Source organism: Sorangium sp. So ce834 (genome assembly GCF_051521425.1).
GTDB classification, from domain to species: Bacteria; Myxococcota_A; Polyangia; order Polyangiales; family Polyangiaceae; genus Sorangium; species Sorangium cellulosum_D.
In genome coordinates, this window is record NZ_CP150351.1 from 2788094 (window position 1) to 2804340 (window position 16247).

At 73.0% G+C, this 16247-nt stretch carries 13 protein-coding genes; all 13 read left to right on the forward strand.

All coding sequences use genetic code 11. The features are described from left to right. Positions 1 to 55 precede the first annotated feature (55 nt). The 13 genes from WMF20_RS09940 (at position 56) to mraY (ending at position 16246) form a co-directional block, all read left to right on the forward strand. Complete coding sequence (locus WMF20_RS09940; RefSeq protein ID WP_437612714.1) at positions 56 to 1411, forward strand: sigma-54-dependent transcriptional regulator; 1356 nt, start codon at positions 56 to 58, stop codon at positions 1409 to 1411. Positions 1412 to 1821: 410 nt separating this feature from the next. Further along, the gene (locus WMF20_RS09945) at positions 1822 to 2229 is read left to right on the forward strand and encodes a response regulator (RefSeq protein ID WP_237245212.1); all 408 of its coding nucleotides are present in this window, start codon (positions 1822 to 1824) and stop codon (positions 2227 to 2229) included. A 9-nt stretch (positions 2230 to 2238) separates the two neighbouring features. Next, complete coding sequence (gene queA, locus WMF20_RS09950) at positions 2239 to 3363, forward strand: tRNA preQ1(34) S-adenosylmethionine ribosyltransferase-isomerase QueA (RefSeq protein WP_437612716.1); 1125 nt, start codon at positions 2239 to 2241, stop codon at positions 3361 to 3363. Further along, positions 3360 to 4481, forward strand: a complete 1122-nt coding sequence (gene tgt / locus WMF20_RS09955) for a tRNA guanosine(34) transglycosylase Tgt (RefSeq protein ID WP_437612718.1) — start codon at positions 3360 to 3362, stop codon at positions 4479 to 4481. The genes queA and tgt overlap by 4 nt, the downstream gene beginning before the upstream one ends. 360 nt (positions 4482 to 4841) lie before the next feature. Beyond that, positions 4842 to 6521, forward strand: coding sequence for a response regulator (locus WMF20_RS09960; RefSeq protein WP_437612720.1), 1680 nt, complete (start codon positions 4842 to 4844; stop codon positions 6519 to 6521). 72 nt (positions 6522 to 6593) lie between these two features. After that, on the forward strand, positions 6594 to 8681 hold the full coding sequence (locus tag WMF20_RS09965) for a GYF domain-containing protein (protein ID WP_437612722.1): 2088 nt from the start codon (positions 6594 to 6596) through the stop codon (positions 8679 to 8681). Between the two features lie 79 nt (positions 8682 to 8760). After that, entirely contained in the window at positions 8761 to 9165 is a 405-nt protein-coding gene (locus WMF20_RS09970) for a cobalamin B12-binding domain-containing protein (protein WP_129574124.1), read from the forward strand. 516 nt (positions 9166 to 9681) lie between these two features. Next, entirely contained in the window at positions 9682 to 10140 is a 459-nt protein-coding gene (gene mraZ, locus WMF20_RS09975) for a division/cell wall cluster transcriptional repressor MraZ (RefSeq protein ID WP_437612724.1), read from the forward strand. Then, positions 10137 to 11084: a 16S rRNA (cytosine(1402)-N(4))-methyltransferase RsmH gene (gene rsmH / locus WMF20_RS09980; protein WP_129574126.1), complete on the forward strand. Its 948-nt coding sequence runs from the start codon at positions 10137 to 10139 to the stop codon at positions 11082 to 11084. Before mraZ ends, rsmH begins: the two co-directional genes overlap by 4 nt. After that, positions 11081 to 11434 (forward strand): cell division protein FtsL, encoded by a 354-nt coding sequence (locus WMF20_RS09985; protein WP_129574127.1) that lies wholly within the window; start codon positions 11081 to 11083, stop codon positions 11432 to 11434. Before rsmH ends, WMF20_RS09985 begins: the two co-directional genes overlap by 4 nt. Beyond that, positions 11431 to 13518, forward strand: a complete 2088-nt coding sequence (locus WMF20_RS09990) for a penicillin-binding protein (protein ID WP_129574128.1) — start codon at positions 11431 to 11433, stop codon at positions 13516 to 13518. Before WMF20_RS09985 ends, WMF20_RS09990 begins: the two co-directional genes overlap by 4 nt. Then, positions 13515 to 15119 (forward strand): UDP-N-acetylmuramoyl-L-alanyl-D-glutamate--2,6-diaminopimelate ligase, encoded by a 1605-nt coding sequence (locus tag WMF20_RS09995; RefSeq protein ID WP_437612727.1) that lies wholly within the window; start codon positions 13515 to 13517, stop codon positions 15117 to 15119. The genes WMF20_RS09990 and WMF20_RS09995 overlap by 4 nt, the downstream gene beginning before the upstream one ends. Continuing rightward, complete coding sequence (gene mraY / locus WMF20_RS10000; protein WP_437612729.1) at positions 15116 to 16246, forward strand: phospho-N-acetylmuramoyl-pentapeptide-transferase; 1131 nt, start codon at positions 15116 to 15118, stop codon at positions 16244 to 16246. The genes WMF20_RS09995 and mraY overlap by 4 nt, the downstream gene beginning before the upstream one ends. Position 16247: the final 1 nt, after the last annotated feature.

Sequence of the window (16247 nt, forward strand, 5' to 3'; positions counted from 1 at the left end):
TGATCGTCGCGCCGCGCTCGTCCCTCGAGGAGGATGAGCGCGGCGGGGGAAATCCATGTCGAAGATTCTTGTCGTCGATGACCAGCGGAACATGCGGACCACGCTCGCGATGATGCTGCGTGGCGCCGGGTACGAGGTCGATGAAGCGGGCGACGGCAGCCAGGGCGCCGACCTGGGCGCCAAGGGTGCATACGATGTCGTGCTCACCGATCTGCGGATGGGCGGCTTCGACGGCATCGGCGTCCTGCGCGCGGTGAAGGAGTCGAACGCGAACACCGAGGTCATCGTGATGACCGCGTACGGCACCATCGAGAGCGCGGTCGAGGCGATGCGGCTCGGCGCGTTCGACTACATCCAGAAGCCGTTCTCGGAGCAGGAGCTCCTCGTGAAGGTGGAGCGCGCGATCCAGAACCGGAAGCTCACCGGGGAGGTGCAGCTGCTCGCGAGCGAGTTCAAGGAGCGCTACCGCTTCGAGAACATCGTGGGCCGCTCGCAGGCGGTCCGCGAGGTGCTGGGCCGGATCGTGAAGGTCGCGCCGACCGACGCGACGGTGCTCATCACCGGCGAGAGCGGCACCGGCAAGGAGCTGGTCGCCAAGGCCATCCACGCCAACAGCAAGCGCGCCGATCGCCCCTTCGTGCCGGTGAACTGCGCCGCCATCAGCGAGACGCTCCTCGAGAGCGAGCTGTTCGGCCACGCGCGCGGCTCGTTCACGGGCGCGATCTCGGCGAGGAAGGGGCTGTTCGAGGAGGCCGACGGGGGCACGTTCTTCTTCGACGAGATCGCCGAGACCCCGCTCACCTTCCAGGCGAAGCTGCTCCGCGCGATCCAGGAGAACGAGATCCGCCGCGTGGGCGAGAACAAGCCCATCCACGTCGACGTGCGCATCATCGCGGCGACGAACCAGGAGCTCCTGACCGCGGTGGCGGAGAAGCGGTTCCGCCAGGATCTCTACTACCGGCTGAACGTCGCGCGCTTCGTGCTCCCGCCGCTGCGCGCGCGGCGCGAGGACATCCCGATCCTCTGGGAGTTCTTCCTGGAGAAGTACAACCGGAAGATGGCCTGTCGGGCGCGCGCCGCGGACGGCGTCGTCGAGGCGCTGACGCAGTACGACTTCCCCGGCAACATCCGCGAGCTCGAGAACATGGTGGAGCAGGCGGTGGCCCTCTCGGGCGGCGGCGTCATCAGCGTCGACGACGTGCTGCCCGCCGCCGTGCAGCCGAAGCGGGCGCCCGAGGGCGGCAGCCGGCTGCTCGCCGACGTGGTCGACTGCGCCGAGCGCCAGGCGATCGAGGCCGCGCTGCGGGAGTGCGACGGCAGCCGGGAGCGCGCCGCCGAGGTGCTCGGGATCAGCGCGACCACCCTCTGGCGCAAGATGACCCGCCTGACGATCACGTACCCCCCGGGCTGAGCTGCCCCTCCGCAGCCGGGTTCCGCGCTGCCGTTCCTGACGACCAGGCTCAGCAGGACGTTCCCTCGGGGTACAGCGGGTATCCGCAGACGCGACTGAGCAGGCCAGTGCTCACCTGGCTGGGCAACGTGCTGCCCACCGGGCTCAACCGGCGTGTGCCTGTCCGGGGTTCGACCGGCACGCACGGCCAGGCTGAGCAACACACCTGACTCGGCAGCAAATCAGGGCAGCTAGCCCACCTTGGCTTGCATCTTTGCAATGGCCCTGCGTCGGGATTTGCCTTAGTGCAATGGGGCGGCTGATGTAGACTGTGCGCATCTGTTTCACTTCGGCGTCGGCAACCGCAACTCGGTGATTCGGCAGCTTGGCCCGGCAATTGCTAAACCGTGACCCGATAGGCGTAGTCATGGTTGGCGGCGCTCGCCGCAGGAGGTCGCTTAATGGCCCGCATGCTGATCGTGGACGGTGAGAATTCCCAGCGTCGCGCTCTTTCAGCTGGGCTAAGCGTCGAGGGGTTCGAGGTCGTCTTCGCCGCCTCGTTCCAGGATGCGCTGCGCCTCCTCGGCGCCTCCCCGATCGACGTGGCGATGATCGACCTGATGATGCCGGACCTGAACGGCCTCGAGCTCGCCCGTCACATCCGGCATGCCTTCCCGAGGGTGCGGGTCGTGCTCTCCAGCCCGTATCACCTCTCCGCGCGCCAGGTCGAGCGCGCGGACTGCGGCGCCGTGGCGTTCGTCCCGAAGCCTTACAAGGTGGGCGAGATCTGTCGCTTCCTGCGCGCCAAGACGAACGTGCTCACGCCCGCGTCGTGCTAGTAGCGCGGCGTGCGCTGCGAGCTGCTCGACTACGAACTCCCTGAAGCGCTCATCGCGTCGCGGCCCCCCGAGGAGCGCGACGGCGCCAGGCTCCTCCTGGTCGACCGCGGCCGCGAGGCCGGCGAGGTCGAGCACGGCGCGATCCGCGATCTCGACCGGTACATCGAGCGCGGCGCGCTCGTCGTCGTCAACGACACGAAGGTCGTGCCCGCCCGGCTGTTCGGCAAGAAGCGCGGCACCGGAGGGCAGGTGGAGCTCTTCCTGCTGCACCGGCTGGACGAGGCGCCCGACGGCGGGGGGGGGACCGCCGGCGAGCCGCGCGAGGGCGCGGCGCGCCCCGAGCGCTGGCGAGCGATGGGGCGCGCGTCCAAGCCGATCCGGCCGGGCGCGGTGCTCGATCTCGAGCGCGACGGGGCGCTGGTCGCGGAGGTGCTGGAGCGCGCGGACGACGGCGTGCTCACGGTGCGGCTCTCGTCGCCGGCAGGGCTGTCCGTCGCGGCCGCGATCGACGCCTACGGGCACGTCCCGCTCCCGCCCTACCTCGGCCGCGGCGACGACGCGTCCGATCGCGAGCGGTACCAGACCATCTTCGCCCGCGTCCCGGGCGCGGTCGCCGCGCCCACGGCGGGCCTCCACCTCTCGCCCGGGCTCGTCGAGCGGCTCCGCGCGAACGGGGTCGAGATCGCGAGCGTCACGCTGCACGTCGGCCTCGGCACGTTCCAGCCGGTCACGGTCGACGATCTCGACGAGCACCCGATGCACGCCGAGATCTACTCGGTCCCCGAGGCGACCGCCGGCGCGGTCGCGGCCGCGCGCGAGCGCGGCGCGCCGGTGGTCGCGATCGGCACCACCGTGGTGCGCGCGCTGGAGAGCGCGGCCGACCCGGCGGCCGAGGGCCTCGTGCGGGCGCAGTCCGGGGAGACGCGCCTGCTGATCCAGCCCGGCTACCGGTTCCGCGTCGTGGACGGCTTGCTGACGAACTTCCACCTGCCGCGCTCGACGCTGCTCGCGCTGGTGTTCGCCTTCGCCGGCCGCGAGCGCGCGCTCCTCGCGTACCGCGCGGCGATCGAGGCCCGCTACCGCTTCTATTCTTATGGAGACGCCATGCTGATCCGCGGCGCGAGCGCGTCATGAGCCGGACGCCCGGCTTCGCCTTCACCGAGCTCGCGCGGGACGGTCATGCCCGCACGGGCGTGCTCTCCACGCCGCACGGCGACGTGCCGACCCCGACGTTCATGCCGGTCGGCACCCAGGGCAGCGTGAAGACGTTGACCCCCGCCGAGGTGGCCGCGACCGGCGCGAGGATCGTCCTCGGCAACACGTACCACCTGTGGCTCCGCCCCGGGCCCGAGCTCGTCGCGCAGCTCGGCGGGCTGCACGCGTTCACGCGCTGGCCGCACGCGATGCTCACGGACTCCGGCGGCTTCCAGGCCTTCTCGCTCGCCGAGCGGCGCACCCTCGTGGAGGACGGCTTCGTGTTCCGCTCGCACCTCGACGGCGCCCGCAAGGCGCTCACGCCCGAGGTCGCGATGGAGGTGCAGGGGCTGCTCGGGGCCGACATCGCGATGCAGCTCGACGTGTGCCCGCCCGGCGGCGCGCCGCTCGCGGAGGTCGAGGAGGCCTGCCGCCTGACGACGCGCTGGGGGAAGCGCTGCCTCGCCGCCAAGCGCCCCACCCAGGCGCTCTTCGGCATCGTGCAGGGCGGCACCTCGGTCGCCCTGCGCACGGCGCACGCGGACGAGCTCGGGGCCCTGCCGTTCGATGGGCTCGCCCTGGGCGGCTTCTCCGTGGGCGAGCCGATCGCGCTGATGCACGAGGTCGTCGCGCAGATCGCGCCGCACCTCGATCCGTCGCGCCCCCGCTATCTCATGGGCGTGGGGACGCCGCTCGATCTCGTTCACGCGATCGGCGCCGGGGTCGACATGTTCGATTGCGTGCTCCCCACCCGGAACGCCCGCAACGGGCAGGCGCTCACGCAGCACGGCAAGATCGTCATCAAGCAGGCGCGCTACAAGGAGGACCGATCGCCGCTCGATCCGACCTGCGCCTGCCCGACCTGCGCCGGGGGGTACAGCCGCGCGTACCTCCGGCACCTCTACATGGCGGGCGAGATCCTGGTGCTGCGCCTGCTGACCGAGCACAACCTCCACCTGTATGGCCGCCTGATGCGCGAGGCGCGCGCGGCCATCGCCGAGGGGCGGTACGCGGCGTTCGCCCGCGCGTGGCTCGGCGCGCGCGATGCCGCCGAGTAACCGAGCACCCAGGGGCCGAGCGACCGCGCGCTCGAAGGCCGCCTACATCGTCTCCATGGTCTCTGGAGGCGCTCCTGGAGCGGCCGCGGGGGATCGCGCCGCGGGCGCAACGTCCGCGCTGCCCGGGAGGGTTCCGAGGTACCATGGGCGGATGGTGAGCCCTCGCCTCCGGCATGGCGCCGCGCGCCCGCACCCGCGCGCGCGGGGCCACGCCTCGGCCGCGCTCGACCCGCCCGTGGGCCCGAGGCGCCGGCGCGCGAGCCCCAGCCGGCCGCGCCGGCCGAACGGCCGCCCTCGCGCGCGGACCGCGTGCTTGCCCGCGCTTTCCTCGTCCATTAGCCTTCGGATTCGGCCCGCGGAATGACGCAAGACGCCAACAAGAAGCCGCTCGGACGCATCCTCCTCCAGCAAAGGGCGGTCACCCAGCCCCAGCTCGAACAAGCGCTCCTCGAGGCGCGCGCGAAGGGGGTCCCCCTCGCCACGAACCTCATCGAGAGCGGCACCGTCTCCGAGGTCGCTGCGCTGAAGGCCCTCTCCGAGCAGAGCGGCGTTCCCGGCATCGATCTCAACCAGGTCTGCATCAAGCTCAGCGACCTCTCGATCCTGCCGCGCGAGATCGCCGCCAAGCACAAGCTCCTGCCCGTGCTCGTCCGCGAGGATCGCATCCTCGTGGCCATGGCCGCGCCCGCCGACAAGAAGGTGATCGACGAGCTCGAGTTCGTGACGGGCAAGCGCGTCTTCCCGTACATCGCGCTCGCGGGCCCCCTCGTGCGGACCATCGCGGCCGCCTACGACATGAAGGAGCAGGGCGAGCCGTTCTTCGTCGGCGCCAGGTGCCCGCCCGAGGTGCTGAAGCGGGCCGGGCTCGGCGCCGCGACGGCGTCGTCCGCGCCGGAGGCGCCGCCCGCGCCCGCGCCCGCTCCTGCGCAGCCTCCGCCGCGCCGGCCCGCGTCCGCCGTGCCGCCGTCGACGGTCGCCCAGGCCCCTGCCGCCCCTGCGCCCCCGCCCGCGCCCAGCGCCGCCCCGCCGGCGAAGCCCGCGCCGGAGCGCCCGCGCGACGACGCCGAGATCTCGTTCGCCGATCTGACGGACGACCCGAGCCCGCCCGCTGCCCCGTCGCCGGCCCGCATCTCCTCGGCGGGGCCCCCGCTCGTCGTCGACGACGCCATGCGGAGGGCGGCGGCCGCCGATGAGCTGACGGACACCGACTTCGGCACCGCCGACCGCGATTTGTCCGTGGTCGAGTCGCTCCCGGGCGCAGGCAAGGCGCCGCAGGGCGATCAGACCACGATCCTCGTGGTCGACGACGAGCCGGAGATCCGGAAGCTGCTCCGCCGCATCTTCGAGGAGCGCGGGTACCGCGTCGAGGAGGCCGACCGCGGGCTCCTCGCGCTGCGCATGGTCAAGGAGAATCCGCCCGACGTGATGATCCTCGACGCCATGCTGCCCGAGGTGCACGGCTTCGACATCGCCCGCCGCATGAAGGGCACCCAGCGCTACGGCCACATCCCGATCATCATGATCTCGGCCGTCTACCGCGGGTGGCGGTTCGCGGAGGACCTGAAGTCGAGCTACGGCGTGGAGGCGTACATCGAGAAGCCCTTCCGCGTGGCCGACGTCGTCGCCGCCGTCGAGAACGCGCTCCAGGCGCGCTCGATCCGCGGTGATCAGGACCGGATTTCGGCCGAGGCAGAGCGCCTCCTCGCCGCGGGGATCGCGGCGTACCGCGCGGGCGATTTCGATAAAGCCGTGCGGCACCTGCGCGAGGGCACGGCCATCGATCCGCTCGCGTACCGGCTGCACTTCCACCTCGGCCTGCTCTACGGCAAGCAGGGGCAGCTCTACGACGCCATCCAGGAGCTGGAGACGGCGCTGCACATCAACGGCAAGCACTTCCCGGCCCTGAAGAACCTCGCGGTGCTCTACCAGAAGGCCGGGTTCCGCAACAAAGCCATCGAGACGTGGGAGCGCGCGCTGGGCGTCGCGCCCGATGACCCGACGCGGCAATCCATCAAGGAGCACCTGCTCGGGCTGCTCTGACCGTCTAGCCCATGTCGCCCGCGGTCAAGCTGTCGTAGACTGCGCCGATTCCACCGGCAGGCGCGTCCCTGGATGAAATTCATCTGCGATAACTGCAAGGCCAAGTACCAGATCGGCGACGAGAAGGTCGCCGGCAAGATGGTGCGGATGCAGTGCCGGCGATGCGGGCACCTCATTCAGGTGAGCGCGAGCGTCACCGAGAGCTCCGTGGCGCGGGCTCTCCCGGTCGAGCCGCCGCGCGCGACGGCCGACGACGCGCAGCTCGCCCCCCCGAGCGACGAGGCTCCGCCCGCCGGGCTCGGCGCGACGGTGGCCGACCCCGGTGCCGCGAGCGCGCCGAAGCCGCCGCCGGCGTCGTCGCGGGGCCAGGTCGCTGCGCCGGCGCCGCCCCGGCCGGCGTCGCAGGCCCTCCCGCGCCCGGGGGGCGCGCCTCGACCTCCGGTGGCCCCGCGCGCCGCGCCCGGGCCGGTGTCGGGCCCGCGCCCTGCGCCGGGGGCGCCGACGCCCGGCACGCCCGCGCCCGCCGCACCGCGGGCCGCCCAGCCCTCGGCCGCCGCGCCGCGGGCCGCCCAGCCCGCGCCTGCCGGTCCCGCCGCGCGGGCGGCGGAGCCCGCGCCGCCGGCGGGGGCCGCCAGCGTGTTCACGCGATCGATGTCCAACGACCGGCCGCTCGGGAAGGCGCCGGCCGTGCGCTCCACGGCGAGCGAGGACTGGTACGTCGGGGTCGGCGGGGTCCCGCTCGGCCCGGTGCGGCTCGCCGTCATCCGCGAGAAGGCGCTCGCCGGCGCGGTGGACGGCGACTCCCTCGTCTGGCGCGAGGGCTTCGACGAGTGGCTGCCCCTCAAGAACTTCCCGGAGCTGCTCGAGATCGTCACGCAGGCCCAGACGACCCGCGTGTCCGCGCCCGCGCGCCGCACCAGCAGCACGGGCTTCGCCGCCGTTCAGCCGCAGGTCCCTCCGCCGGCGAAGGCGCCCTCGTCGTCGAGGGTCCCCCCGCTCGCAGCGGCCGCGCCCGCGCGCGCGGCGGCGCTCGAGCCGGAGGCCCCCGGCCTGAGCGAGCGGTCCCCCGCGGTCGCCGCCTTCACTGCGGCGGGGACGCCGGCCGCGAGCGCGCCGGCGACGTCCGCCGCGAGCGCGCCGGCCGCGTGGGCCGACGCCTCGGGCGGCGCCGCGCGGGCCCACGCCGCGGGCCCCGCGCCGGTCGAGGTGCTGGCCGATCCGTTCGCGGCCAGGCCGGCGGCCGCCGCCGCGCCGAGAGCCGACCTGGCGCAGCCCGCCTCGGCCGACGTCGCTCGCGCCGCGGGCGGCCTGACCCTGGGCGGCTCGCCGTCCGCGACGGCGCCGGCGGGCGGCGTGGCCGTGGGCGGCTCGTCGCCCCTGACGGCGGCGCCGGCCGGAGCGCTCTCCTCGGCGGAGCCTGCGCCCCTCGTGGCCACGCCCGCCAGCCTGGTGGAGACGGTCGCGCCGAGGCGGCGCTCGGGCATGAGCCCGCTCGCCTACGCCTTCATCGCCATGGCGGCGGCGTTCGGCGGCGTCTCCGCCTACGTCCTGCTGTCGCCCAAGCCGCAGACCACCGTGCAGGTCGTGACCGCGCCGCCGAGCAACCCGGTCGATCTCCCCACGGCCGCCCCGCCGCCGCCGCCCAGCGTCGAGCCGGAGGCGCCGCCGCCCGCCGAGGCGCCTTCTGCCAGGCCGGAGGCCGCCTCGCCCGGCAAGCCGGGCGCCGTGGCGAGCCAGCGCCCTCCGCCGGAAAAGCCGGTCGCCTCCGCGACCGGGGCGCAGCTCGACCGGTCCGGGTTCGGCGCCGGGGTCCCCGGCCCCACGTCGGGGCCGGGCAGCCAGGGCGCCGGCTCCAGCCTGACCCCGCTCTCCCAGGGGGAGATCGCCGGCGTCGTCGAGGCGAACCGGCCGAGCGTCCGGCGCCACTGCTGGCAGCCCGCCCTCGACGCGCGCGACCGCAACGCGTCCACCACCGCCCGCGTCTCGGCCTCGGTGGTCATCGGCGCCTCTGGCGCCGTCCAGTCCGTCTCGGCCGGCGGCTCGGAGAAGGACTACCCCGGCCTGGCGAGCTGCATCGCCTCGCGGATCAAGTCCTGGCGGTTTCCGCCCTCCTCGGGCTCCACGCCCGTGACCATCCCGTTCGTCTTCGCGGCCCAGTGAGCGCTCGCGGGGAGGGGAGGCCGCTGCGCCGGGGCGCTGCGCTTTACGCATGCCCGGGCAGGCGGTAATCGACGCGATCATGGCAGAGCGCAAAGTCCGAATCCTCGTGGCCAAGCCCGGCCTGGACGGCCACGACCGCGGCGCGAAGGTGGTCGCCCGGGCACTCCGCGACGCGGGCTTCGAGGTGGTCTACACGGGCCTGCACCAGACCCCCGACATGATCGCGTCCGCCGCCGTGCAGGAGGACGTCGACGCCGTGGGGCTGTCGATCATGTCCGGAGCGCACAACACCCTCTTCCCCGCCGTCATCGAGGCCCTCCGCAAGCACGGCGCCGAGGACATCGTCGTCTTCGGCGGGGGCATCATCCCGGACGAGGACGTCGCGCGCCTCCAGGACGCCGGCGTGAAGGGCGTCTTCACCCCCGGTACCACCCTGAAGAGCATCGTGGAGTGGGTCCAGACCCACGTGACCCCCCACGGCTGACCGCCGCGGCGGCGCGGCTCCCCACTCTCCCCCACCGCGCGGGTCCCCACTCTCCCCCACCGCGCGCCCCCACGCTCCCCCACCGAACGCTTCCCCACCGGCAGCCGGCTCGCTGAGCCCGCCTGGTCGCCGTCCACGGTCCCGCCTGCCGGCCCGCGAAATCGGTCGTCCAGGGCGGCGATCCGCCTCGCTTCCTTTCCGCCTTGCCAGCGTCCGCCAGAAGCGGTCGCGCTCACCTTCCAGCGGCTCCCCACTTCCTCCCACGGTCCCGGTTCAGCCGCTGGATCGCGAGAAAACGCGCTGTTTTGCGAAAGAACACCTTGTGGATAAATGCCCTACATAGGTGCCGGTTGAGGTCCAGAAATCTCCCAAACTGTTGACACTCGGCACCTCCCTCCGTAGCGTGGCGGAGCTTCGTGGGAAGAAGTGGCAGAGAATGTCACGACGCGGTGAGCGCTCGTTGGAGCAACGCGTCGCCAAGCCCTCGGCAGGACAGGCCAGCCGGAGCTGGGGTCGATGAGCACGATGTTTCGCGGTCACTTCGAGCACGCGATCGACGCGAAGGGGCGCACGAGCCTCCCTTCGCGCTTTCGGGACGTGCTCGCGGCCGCGAACGACCTGCGCATGGTCATCACCCCCGCCCTCTTCGACCCCTGCCTACACGCGTACCCGATGAAGGCCTGGGAGGAGCTGGAGGCTAAAATTGCAGCGCTGCCGCAATTCGATTCCAACGTGGTCGCGTTCCGGCGCCGCTACCTGTCCGCGGCCGTCGAGTGCGACCTCGACAAGCAGGGCCGGATCCTCATCCCGCCGTCGCTCCGCGAGCACGCGAGCCTCGCGAAGGACGTCCTGTGGGCGGGGATGGGACAGACGATCGAGCTCTGGTCGAAGGAGCGGTGGAAGGCCGCCCAGCAGATGAGCGAGGTCGAGCTTCAGAGCTTCAAGACAGCAATCGCGGAGCAGTTCCGCCTATGAACGTCGTCAATGTAGTCCCCATGCACCTGCCCCCTCCGCCACCGCGGCCGCGCGGCGAGCAGCACGTCTCCGTCCTCGGCCGCGAGGTGATCGCCGCCCTCGCGCCCGTCAGCCAGGGCGTCTACGTCGACGCGACGCTCGGCGCCGGCGGCCACACCGAGGCGATCCTCGACACGCCCGGCAGCCGGGTCATCGGGATCGATCGCGACGAGCGCGCCCTCGCCATCGCGCGCGCCCGGCTCGCCCGGATGGGGGACCGGGTGACCTACGTTCACGGCGAGTTCTCCGAGATCGAGCGGCACCTCGCCGCCCTCGGCGTCCCGCAGGTGGACGGGCTCGTGGCCGACATCGGCGTGAGCTCCATGCAGCTCGACGACCCGGCCCGCGGCATGAGCTTCCGCGCCGAGGGGCCGCTCGACATGCGGATGGACCGGAGCCGCGGCGAGACGGCGCTCGAGCTCATCGAGCGGCTCAGCGACGAGGAGCTCGCGGACCTCATCTACCGCTACGGCGAGGAGCGCCGCAGCCGGCGGGTCGCCCGCTGTATCAAGCAGGCGGCCGAGGGCGGCGAGCTCGCGACGACGCTCGACCTCAGGCGCGCCGTGGTGCGCGCGGTCGGGCCGGCGCGCATCGGCGGCGTCGATCCGGCGACGCGCACGTTCCAGGCGCTGCGCATCGCCGTGAACGGAGAGCTCGACGAGCTCGAGGCGCTGCTCGAGGCGGCGCCCAGGATCGTCGCGCCCGGCGGCGTGCTCGCGGTGATCTCGTTCCACTCGCTCGAGGACCGCATCGTCAAGCGCGCGCTGCGCGAGCCGGAGGTCTGGCAGCCGCTCACCAAGAAGCCGGTGACCGCGGGCGACGAGGAGATCGAAGGCAACCCGCGGGCCCGCAGCGCGAAGCTCCGCGCCGCGCGGCGCGTCTCCGGCCCTGAGGCGCTCGCGTGACGCAGCAGCGCCCGTTCCTCGTGCTCTGGACGCTCGCGGTGGCCGCGACCGTGGCGGCGTTCGTCGTGCACCTCGCCCTGCGCGGGCGCACGGTCGACCTCGGCTACCGGCTCGGCCGGGCGCGCGCCGAGCAGGCGCGGCTGCGCGAGGTCAAGCGGGTGCTGTCGCTCGAGGCGGCCAGCTACGAGACGCCGCAGCGCGTGGAGATGGTCGCCCGCTCGCTGCTCGGCATGACGCCGCCGCCGCCCGAGCGGGTCTTCCCGGTGCGGGGCTACGCGGCGCCGCCGGAGCGCGATCCGACGAGCGGCGAGGCCGGCAGCGCGCCGCCGAGCGGGGGTCAGCCGGAATGAAGAACCTCGATCCGCGGCGCGCGCGGTGGATCCGCATCCGCATGGGGCTGCTCTGCGGCCTCATGGCGCTCGGCCTGGGCGGCGTCGTGTCCGGCGCCTACCGGATCGAGGTCGAGGACGGCGACGCCTGGTACGACCTCGCCGAGCGGCAGCGCCAGCGGCGGCTCCACATCACGCCGAAACGCGGCACCATCTACGACCGGAACGGCGCGCCGCTCGCGGAGAGCGTGGAGGTGCCCAGCGTCTCCGTCGACGCGGTCGAGATGCTCCGCGGCGTCGACGAGCAGTACATCCCGATGCGGATCCAGCAGTACGCCGAGCGCATCGCGCAGGCGCTCTCGCTGCCGGTCGAGGACGTCGTGGAGAAGCTCAGCCGGCGGCGCCGCTTCGCCTGGCTCAAGCGCCGCATCTCCGAGCAGGAGGTCGAGAACGTCCGCGCGCTCGGCGATCGGACGCAGCGCTACCCGGTGCGCGGGCTCGTGATCGAGGGTGAGGGGCGCCGCTTCTACCCGAACCGCGAGCTCGCCGGCCCGCTGCTCGGCTTCGTCGCCACCGACGGCGAGGGCAAGGAGGGGCTCGAGCTCAGCATGGAGCACGAGCTCCGCGGCAACGCGGCGGAGGTGCGCGGGCTCCGCGATCGATCGGGCCGGCTCATCTTCTCGGAGGGGATCGCGGACGAGCAGGCGCTCGCCGGGCACGACGTCCACCTCACGATCGACAAGGGCATCCAGTTCACCGCCGAGCGCGAGCTCGAGGCGGCGATGAAGACCTACGAGGCGATCGGCGGCTCGATCGTGGTCGTCGACCCCGAGAGCGGCGAGATCCTCGCGATGGCGAGCGCCCCGGGGTTCAACCCGAACGACTACTCGCAGAGCGATCCCGGGGCCCGGCGCAACCGCTGCGTGGTCGATCGCTTCGAGCCCGGCTCCACGATGAAGGTGTTCGCCATCGCGAGCGCGCTCGCGGCGAAGAGCGTCTCTCCGAGCGCGACCATCTACTGCGAGGAGGGGAACATGGCGATCGACAACGTCGTGATCCACGACACGCACGTGCACAAGTGGCTGACGCTGCCGCAGATCCTCGGCCAGTCGTCCAACATCGGCACGGCGAAGATCGCGCTCGGGCTCGGCGAGCAACGGCTCTACGAGGGCCTCCGCCGGTTCGGCTTCGGCGACCTCACCGGCGTGCCGCTGCCGGGCGAGTCCGTGGGCGTGCTGCGGCCGCGCGGCCGCCCCTGGGTCCAGGTCGAGACGGCGGCCGCCTCGTTCGGGCAGGGGATCAGCGTGACGACGCTCCAGCTCGCCATGGCCATGGCGTCGGTCGCCAACCGCGGTCGGCTGCTCGAGCCCATCCTGATCAAGCGGATCACCGACGGCACCGGCGTCACGCTGTCCGAGACGTCGCCGCGCGTGCGCCGCGACGCGGTGCCCGCGTCGATCGCGCGGATGATGTCGGAGATGCTCGTCGCGGTGACGGAGGGCAACGGGACCGGCGTCGAGGCGAGCATCCCGGGCTTCCGCGTCGCGGGGAAGACGGGCACGGCGCAGAAGATCGATCCGGCGACGGGCAGGTACACCGACACCCACTACGTGGCGTCGTTCGTCGGCTTCGTCCCGGCCGAGCGGCCGCGGCTCGCCATCGCCGTGGTGCTCGATGAGCCGCTGGGCGGCACGTACGGCGGCGGCTCGGTCGCGGCGCCCGTCTTCCGGCGGGTCGGCGAGATGGCGCTGCGCTACCTGGGCGTTACCCCGCGCGGGAGCGTGCCGATGAAGCTGTCGGAGGTCGCCGAGCAGTCGGGCGAGGACATCGCGGCGAACACCTACCAGGTCCTGAACGAGGCGCGCGCCGCGGCGGCGCCGATCGCGACGGGGGTGGTCACGCCGTCGGCGCCGCTCAAGACGGGGGAGCTGCGCGTCCCCGATCTCACCGGCCTGCCGCAGCGCGAGGCGGTGAGGAGCGCCGCGGCGCTCGGGCTCGATCCGAGCGTCGAGGGCACGGGGAAGCTCACGCGCCAGGAGCCCCCGGCCGGGACCGTGCTGCCCAAGGGATCGCCCCTGAAGCTGATCTTCGAGCCCCCCACATGACGCCGCGCGACCACAAGGAGGCCGGCGTGGCCGAGGTCGAGCTCGCGCTCCGCCTCGGCGACGTGCTGCGCGAGATCCCGGGCGCCGCGCTGTCCCCCGCGGACGCGGCGGAGCTGCTCGTGACCGGCGTGCGCCTCGACTCGCGGAAGGTGGAGCCGGGGGACATCTTCGTGGCGCGCGCGGGCGCGCGCGCGCACGGCGAGCGCTTCATTTCCGAGGCCGTCGCGCGCGGCGCGCGGGCGGTCATCCTCGCGCGCGGGAGCGCCGCCGACACGCTCGGCGCCGCCCGCGTCGAGGTGCCCGACGTGCCGCTCGCGCTCGCCCTGGCCGCCGCGGCGGTCTACCGGCACCCGACCTTCACGCTCGACGTCGTCGGCATCACCGGCACGAACGGCAAGACGACGACGGCCCACCTCGTGCAGGCCTGCATCGATCGGTGCGGCGGCCGGGCCGGGATCGTGGGGACGCTCGGCTACCGCTTCGGCGATCTCGACGTCCACGCCTCGCACACGAGCCCCGAGGCGGACGAGCTCGCGCGCGTCGCCGCGGCGATGGTCGGCCGCGGCGCGACGCACCTCGTGATGGAGGTCTCGTCGATCGCGCTCGCCGCGAAGCGCGTCGACGCGGTCCGCTTCCGGACCGCCGTCTTCACGAACCTCACCCAGGATCACCTCGATTACCACGGCACGATGGAGGCGTACGCCGAGGCGAAGGCGCGCCTGTTCGTGGATCTCGGCCCCGGCGCCGCGGCGATCAACGTCGACGATCCCTTCGGGCGGGAGCTCGTCCAGCGGATCGCCCCGGGCGGGCTCTCGCGCCCGGTCGCGTCGACGCTCGCGCGCTACTCGACCGAGGTGGGCGCCGGCCCGGACGCGGCGGAGGTCGCGCCCGTCGAGCTCGTCCACGAGGCGCGCGGCATCTTCCTCCGCGCCCGCACGCCCGCCGGCGAGGTCACCATCCGGTCCCACCTGCTCGGCGCGCACAACGCGTCGAACCTGCTGGCCGCCCTCGCCGTGGCGTACCTGCTCGGGTTCGACGTCGGCGACGCCGCGGCGGCGCTCTCGTCGCCGATCCAGGTCGCCGGCCGCCTGGAGCGCTGCGATACCCCGGGCGTCGACGACGTGATCGTGCTCGTCGATTACGCCCACACGCCGGACGCGCTCGCCCGCGTGCTCGCGAGCGTCCGCGCCCTCGGCGGCGGGCGCGTCCACTGCGTGTTCGGGTGCGGCGGCGACCGCGATCCGCTGAAGCGGCCGCGGATGGGCGAGGCGGTCGGCCTCGGCGCCGACGTCGCCATCGTGACCAACGACAACCCGCGCAGCGAGGATCCGCGCGCGATCGCCGACGCCATCCTGCCGGGCCTCGCCGCCGGGCGCGCGCGCGTCGTCGTGGAGCTCGATCGCGTGCGCGCCATCGAGCGCGCGGTGCAGGACGCCGAGCCCGGGGACCTGGTCCTCATCGCGGGCAAGGGCCACGAGCCGTACCAGATCATCGGCGGCGTCACGCTGCCGCTCGACGATCGCGACGAGGCGCGCCGCGCGCTCGCCGCCCGCCGCGCTCGCGCCGAGGCCGAGCTGCAGCCGCGCGGAGGTGCGGGATGATCTACGAGCTCTTCTACCCGCTCAAGTTCCACTACAGCTGGCTGAGCTGGCTCAACGTCCTGCGCTACATCCCGTTCCGCACGATCATGGCGACGATCACCGCCATGGTGCTGACGTTCCTGCTCGCGCCGTGGTTCATCCGCGAGCTGCGGCGCAAGCAGATCGGGCAGGTGGTCCGCGCCGAGGGGCCGGAGACGCACAAGATCAAGGCGGGCACGCCGACGATGGGCGGCGCGCTCATCCTGCTGTCGCTGCTGCTCCCCACCGTGCTGTGGGCCGACCTCCGGAACCCGTTCGTCCTCGCGACGACGGCGGTGACCGCGGGCTACGGCGTCATCGGCTACCTGGACGACTTCCTCAAGATCAAGCGGCGGAACAGCGGCGGCCTGCCGGGCCGCTACAAGCTCATCGGCCAGGTGCTCATCGGCGGCGCGGCCGTGGCCTACACGTTCCTGCTCGCCTCCAAGCTCCCGCCGGACTGGGCGGAGATCAGGACGCGGCTCGCGATCCCGTTCGTCGCGTTCTCGAAGTACCACATCGAGCTGCCGCTCTACGCCTACGTCCCGTTCGCCGTCTTCGTCGTGGTCGCGACGTCGAACGCCGTGAACCTCACCGACGGCCTCGACGGGCTCGCGATCGGCCCGGTGATCATCAACGCGGGGACGTACCTCATCCTCGCGTACATCGTCGGCGCCTCGATCGCGAACTTCTCGCTCGCGGCCTACCTCGACATCCCGGCGATCGCGTCGGCCGGCGAGCTGTCGGTGTACTGCGGCTCGGTCATCGGCGCGGGGATCGGCTTCCTCTGGTACAACACGTACCCCGCGCAGGTCTTCATGGGAGACGTCGGGTCGCTCGCCCTCGGGGGCGGGCTCGGGATGCTCGCCGTCTTCACCAAGAACGAGCTCCTGTCGATCATCCTCGGGGGGATCTTCTTCATCGAGACGGTCAGCGTCATCACGCAGGTCGTCTCGTTCAAGCTCACCGGCAAGCGCGTCTTCTTGATGGCGCCGATCCACCACCACTACGAGAAGAAGGGGTGGGCGGAGCCCAAGATCATCGTCCGCTTCTGGATCATCTCCATCCTCCTGGCGCTGGTCTCCCTGGCGTCGATGAAGCTGCGGTGAG

Bases quoted from the DNA above. Each gene is read 5' to 3' on its own strand.
- WMF20_RS09940 (WP_437612714.1), top strand. From the start codon at position 56: ATGTCGAAGATTCTTGTCGTCGATGACCAGCGGAACATGCGGACCACG.
- tgt (WP_437612718.1), top strand. From the start codon at position 3,360: ATGAGCCGGACGCCCGGCTTCGCCTTCACCGAGCTCGCGCGGGACGGT.
- WMF20_RS09960 (WP_437612720.1), top strand. From the start codon at position 4,842: ATGACGCAAGACGCCAACAAGAAGCCGCTCGGACGCATCCTCCTCCAG.
- WMF20_RS09965 (WP_437612722.1), top strand. From the start codon at position 6,594: ATGAAATTCATCTGCGATAACTGCAAGGCCAAGTACCAGATCGGCGAC.
- WMF20_RS09970 (WP_129574124.1), top strand. From the start codon at position 8,761: ATGGCAGAGCGCAAAGTCCGAATCCTCGTGGCCAAGCCCGGCCTGGAC.
- mraZ (WP_437612724.1), top strand. From the start codon at position 9,682: ATGAGCACGATGTTTCGCGGTCACTTCGAGCACGCGATCGACGCGAAG.
- rsmH (WP_129574126.1), top strand. From the start codon at position 10,137: ATGAACGTCGTCAATGTAGTCCCCATGCACCTGCCCCCTCCGCCACCG.
- WMF20_RS09990 (WP_129574128.1), top strand. From the start codon at position 11,431: ATGAAGAACCTCGATCCGCGGCGCGCGCGGTGGATCCGCATCCGCATG.
- WMF20_RS09995 (WP_437612727.1), top strand. From the start codon at position 13,515: ATGACGCCGCGCGACCACAAGGAGGCCGGCGTGGCCGAGGTCGAGCTC.
- mraY (WP_437612729.1), top strand. From the start codon at position 15,116: ATGATCTACGAGCTCTTCTACCCGCTCAAGTTCCACTACAGCTGGCTG.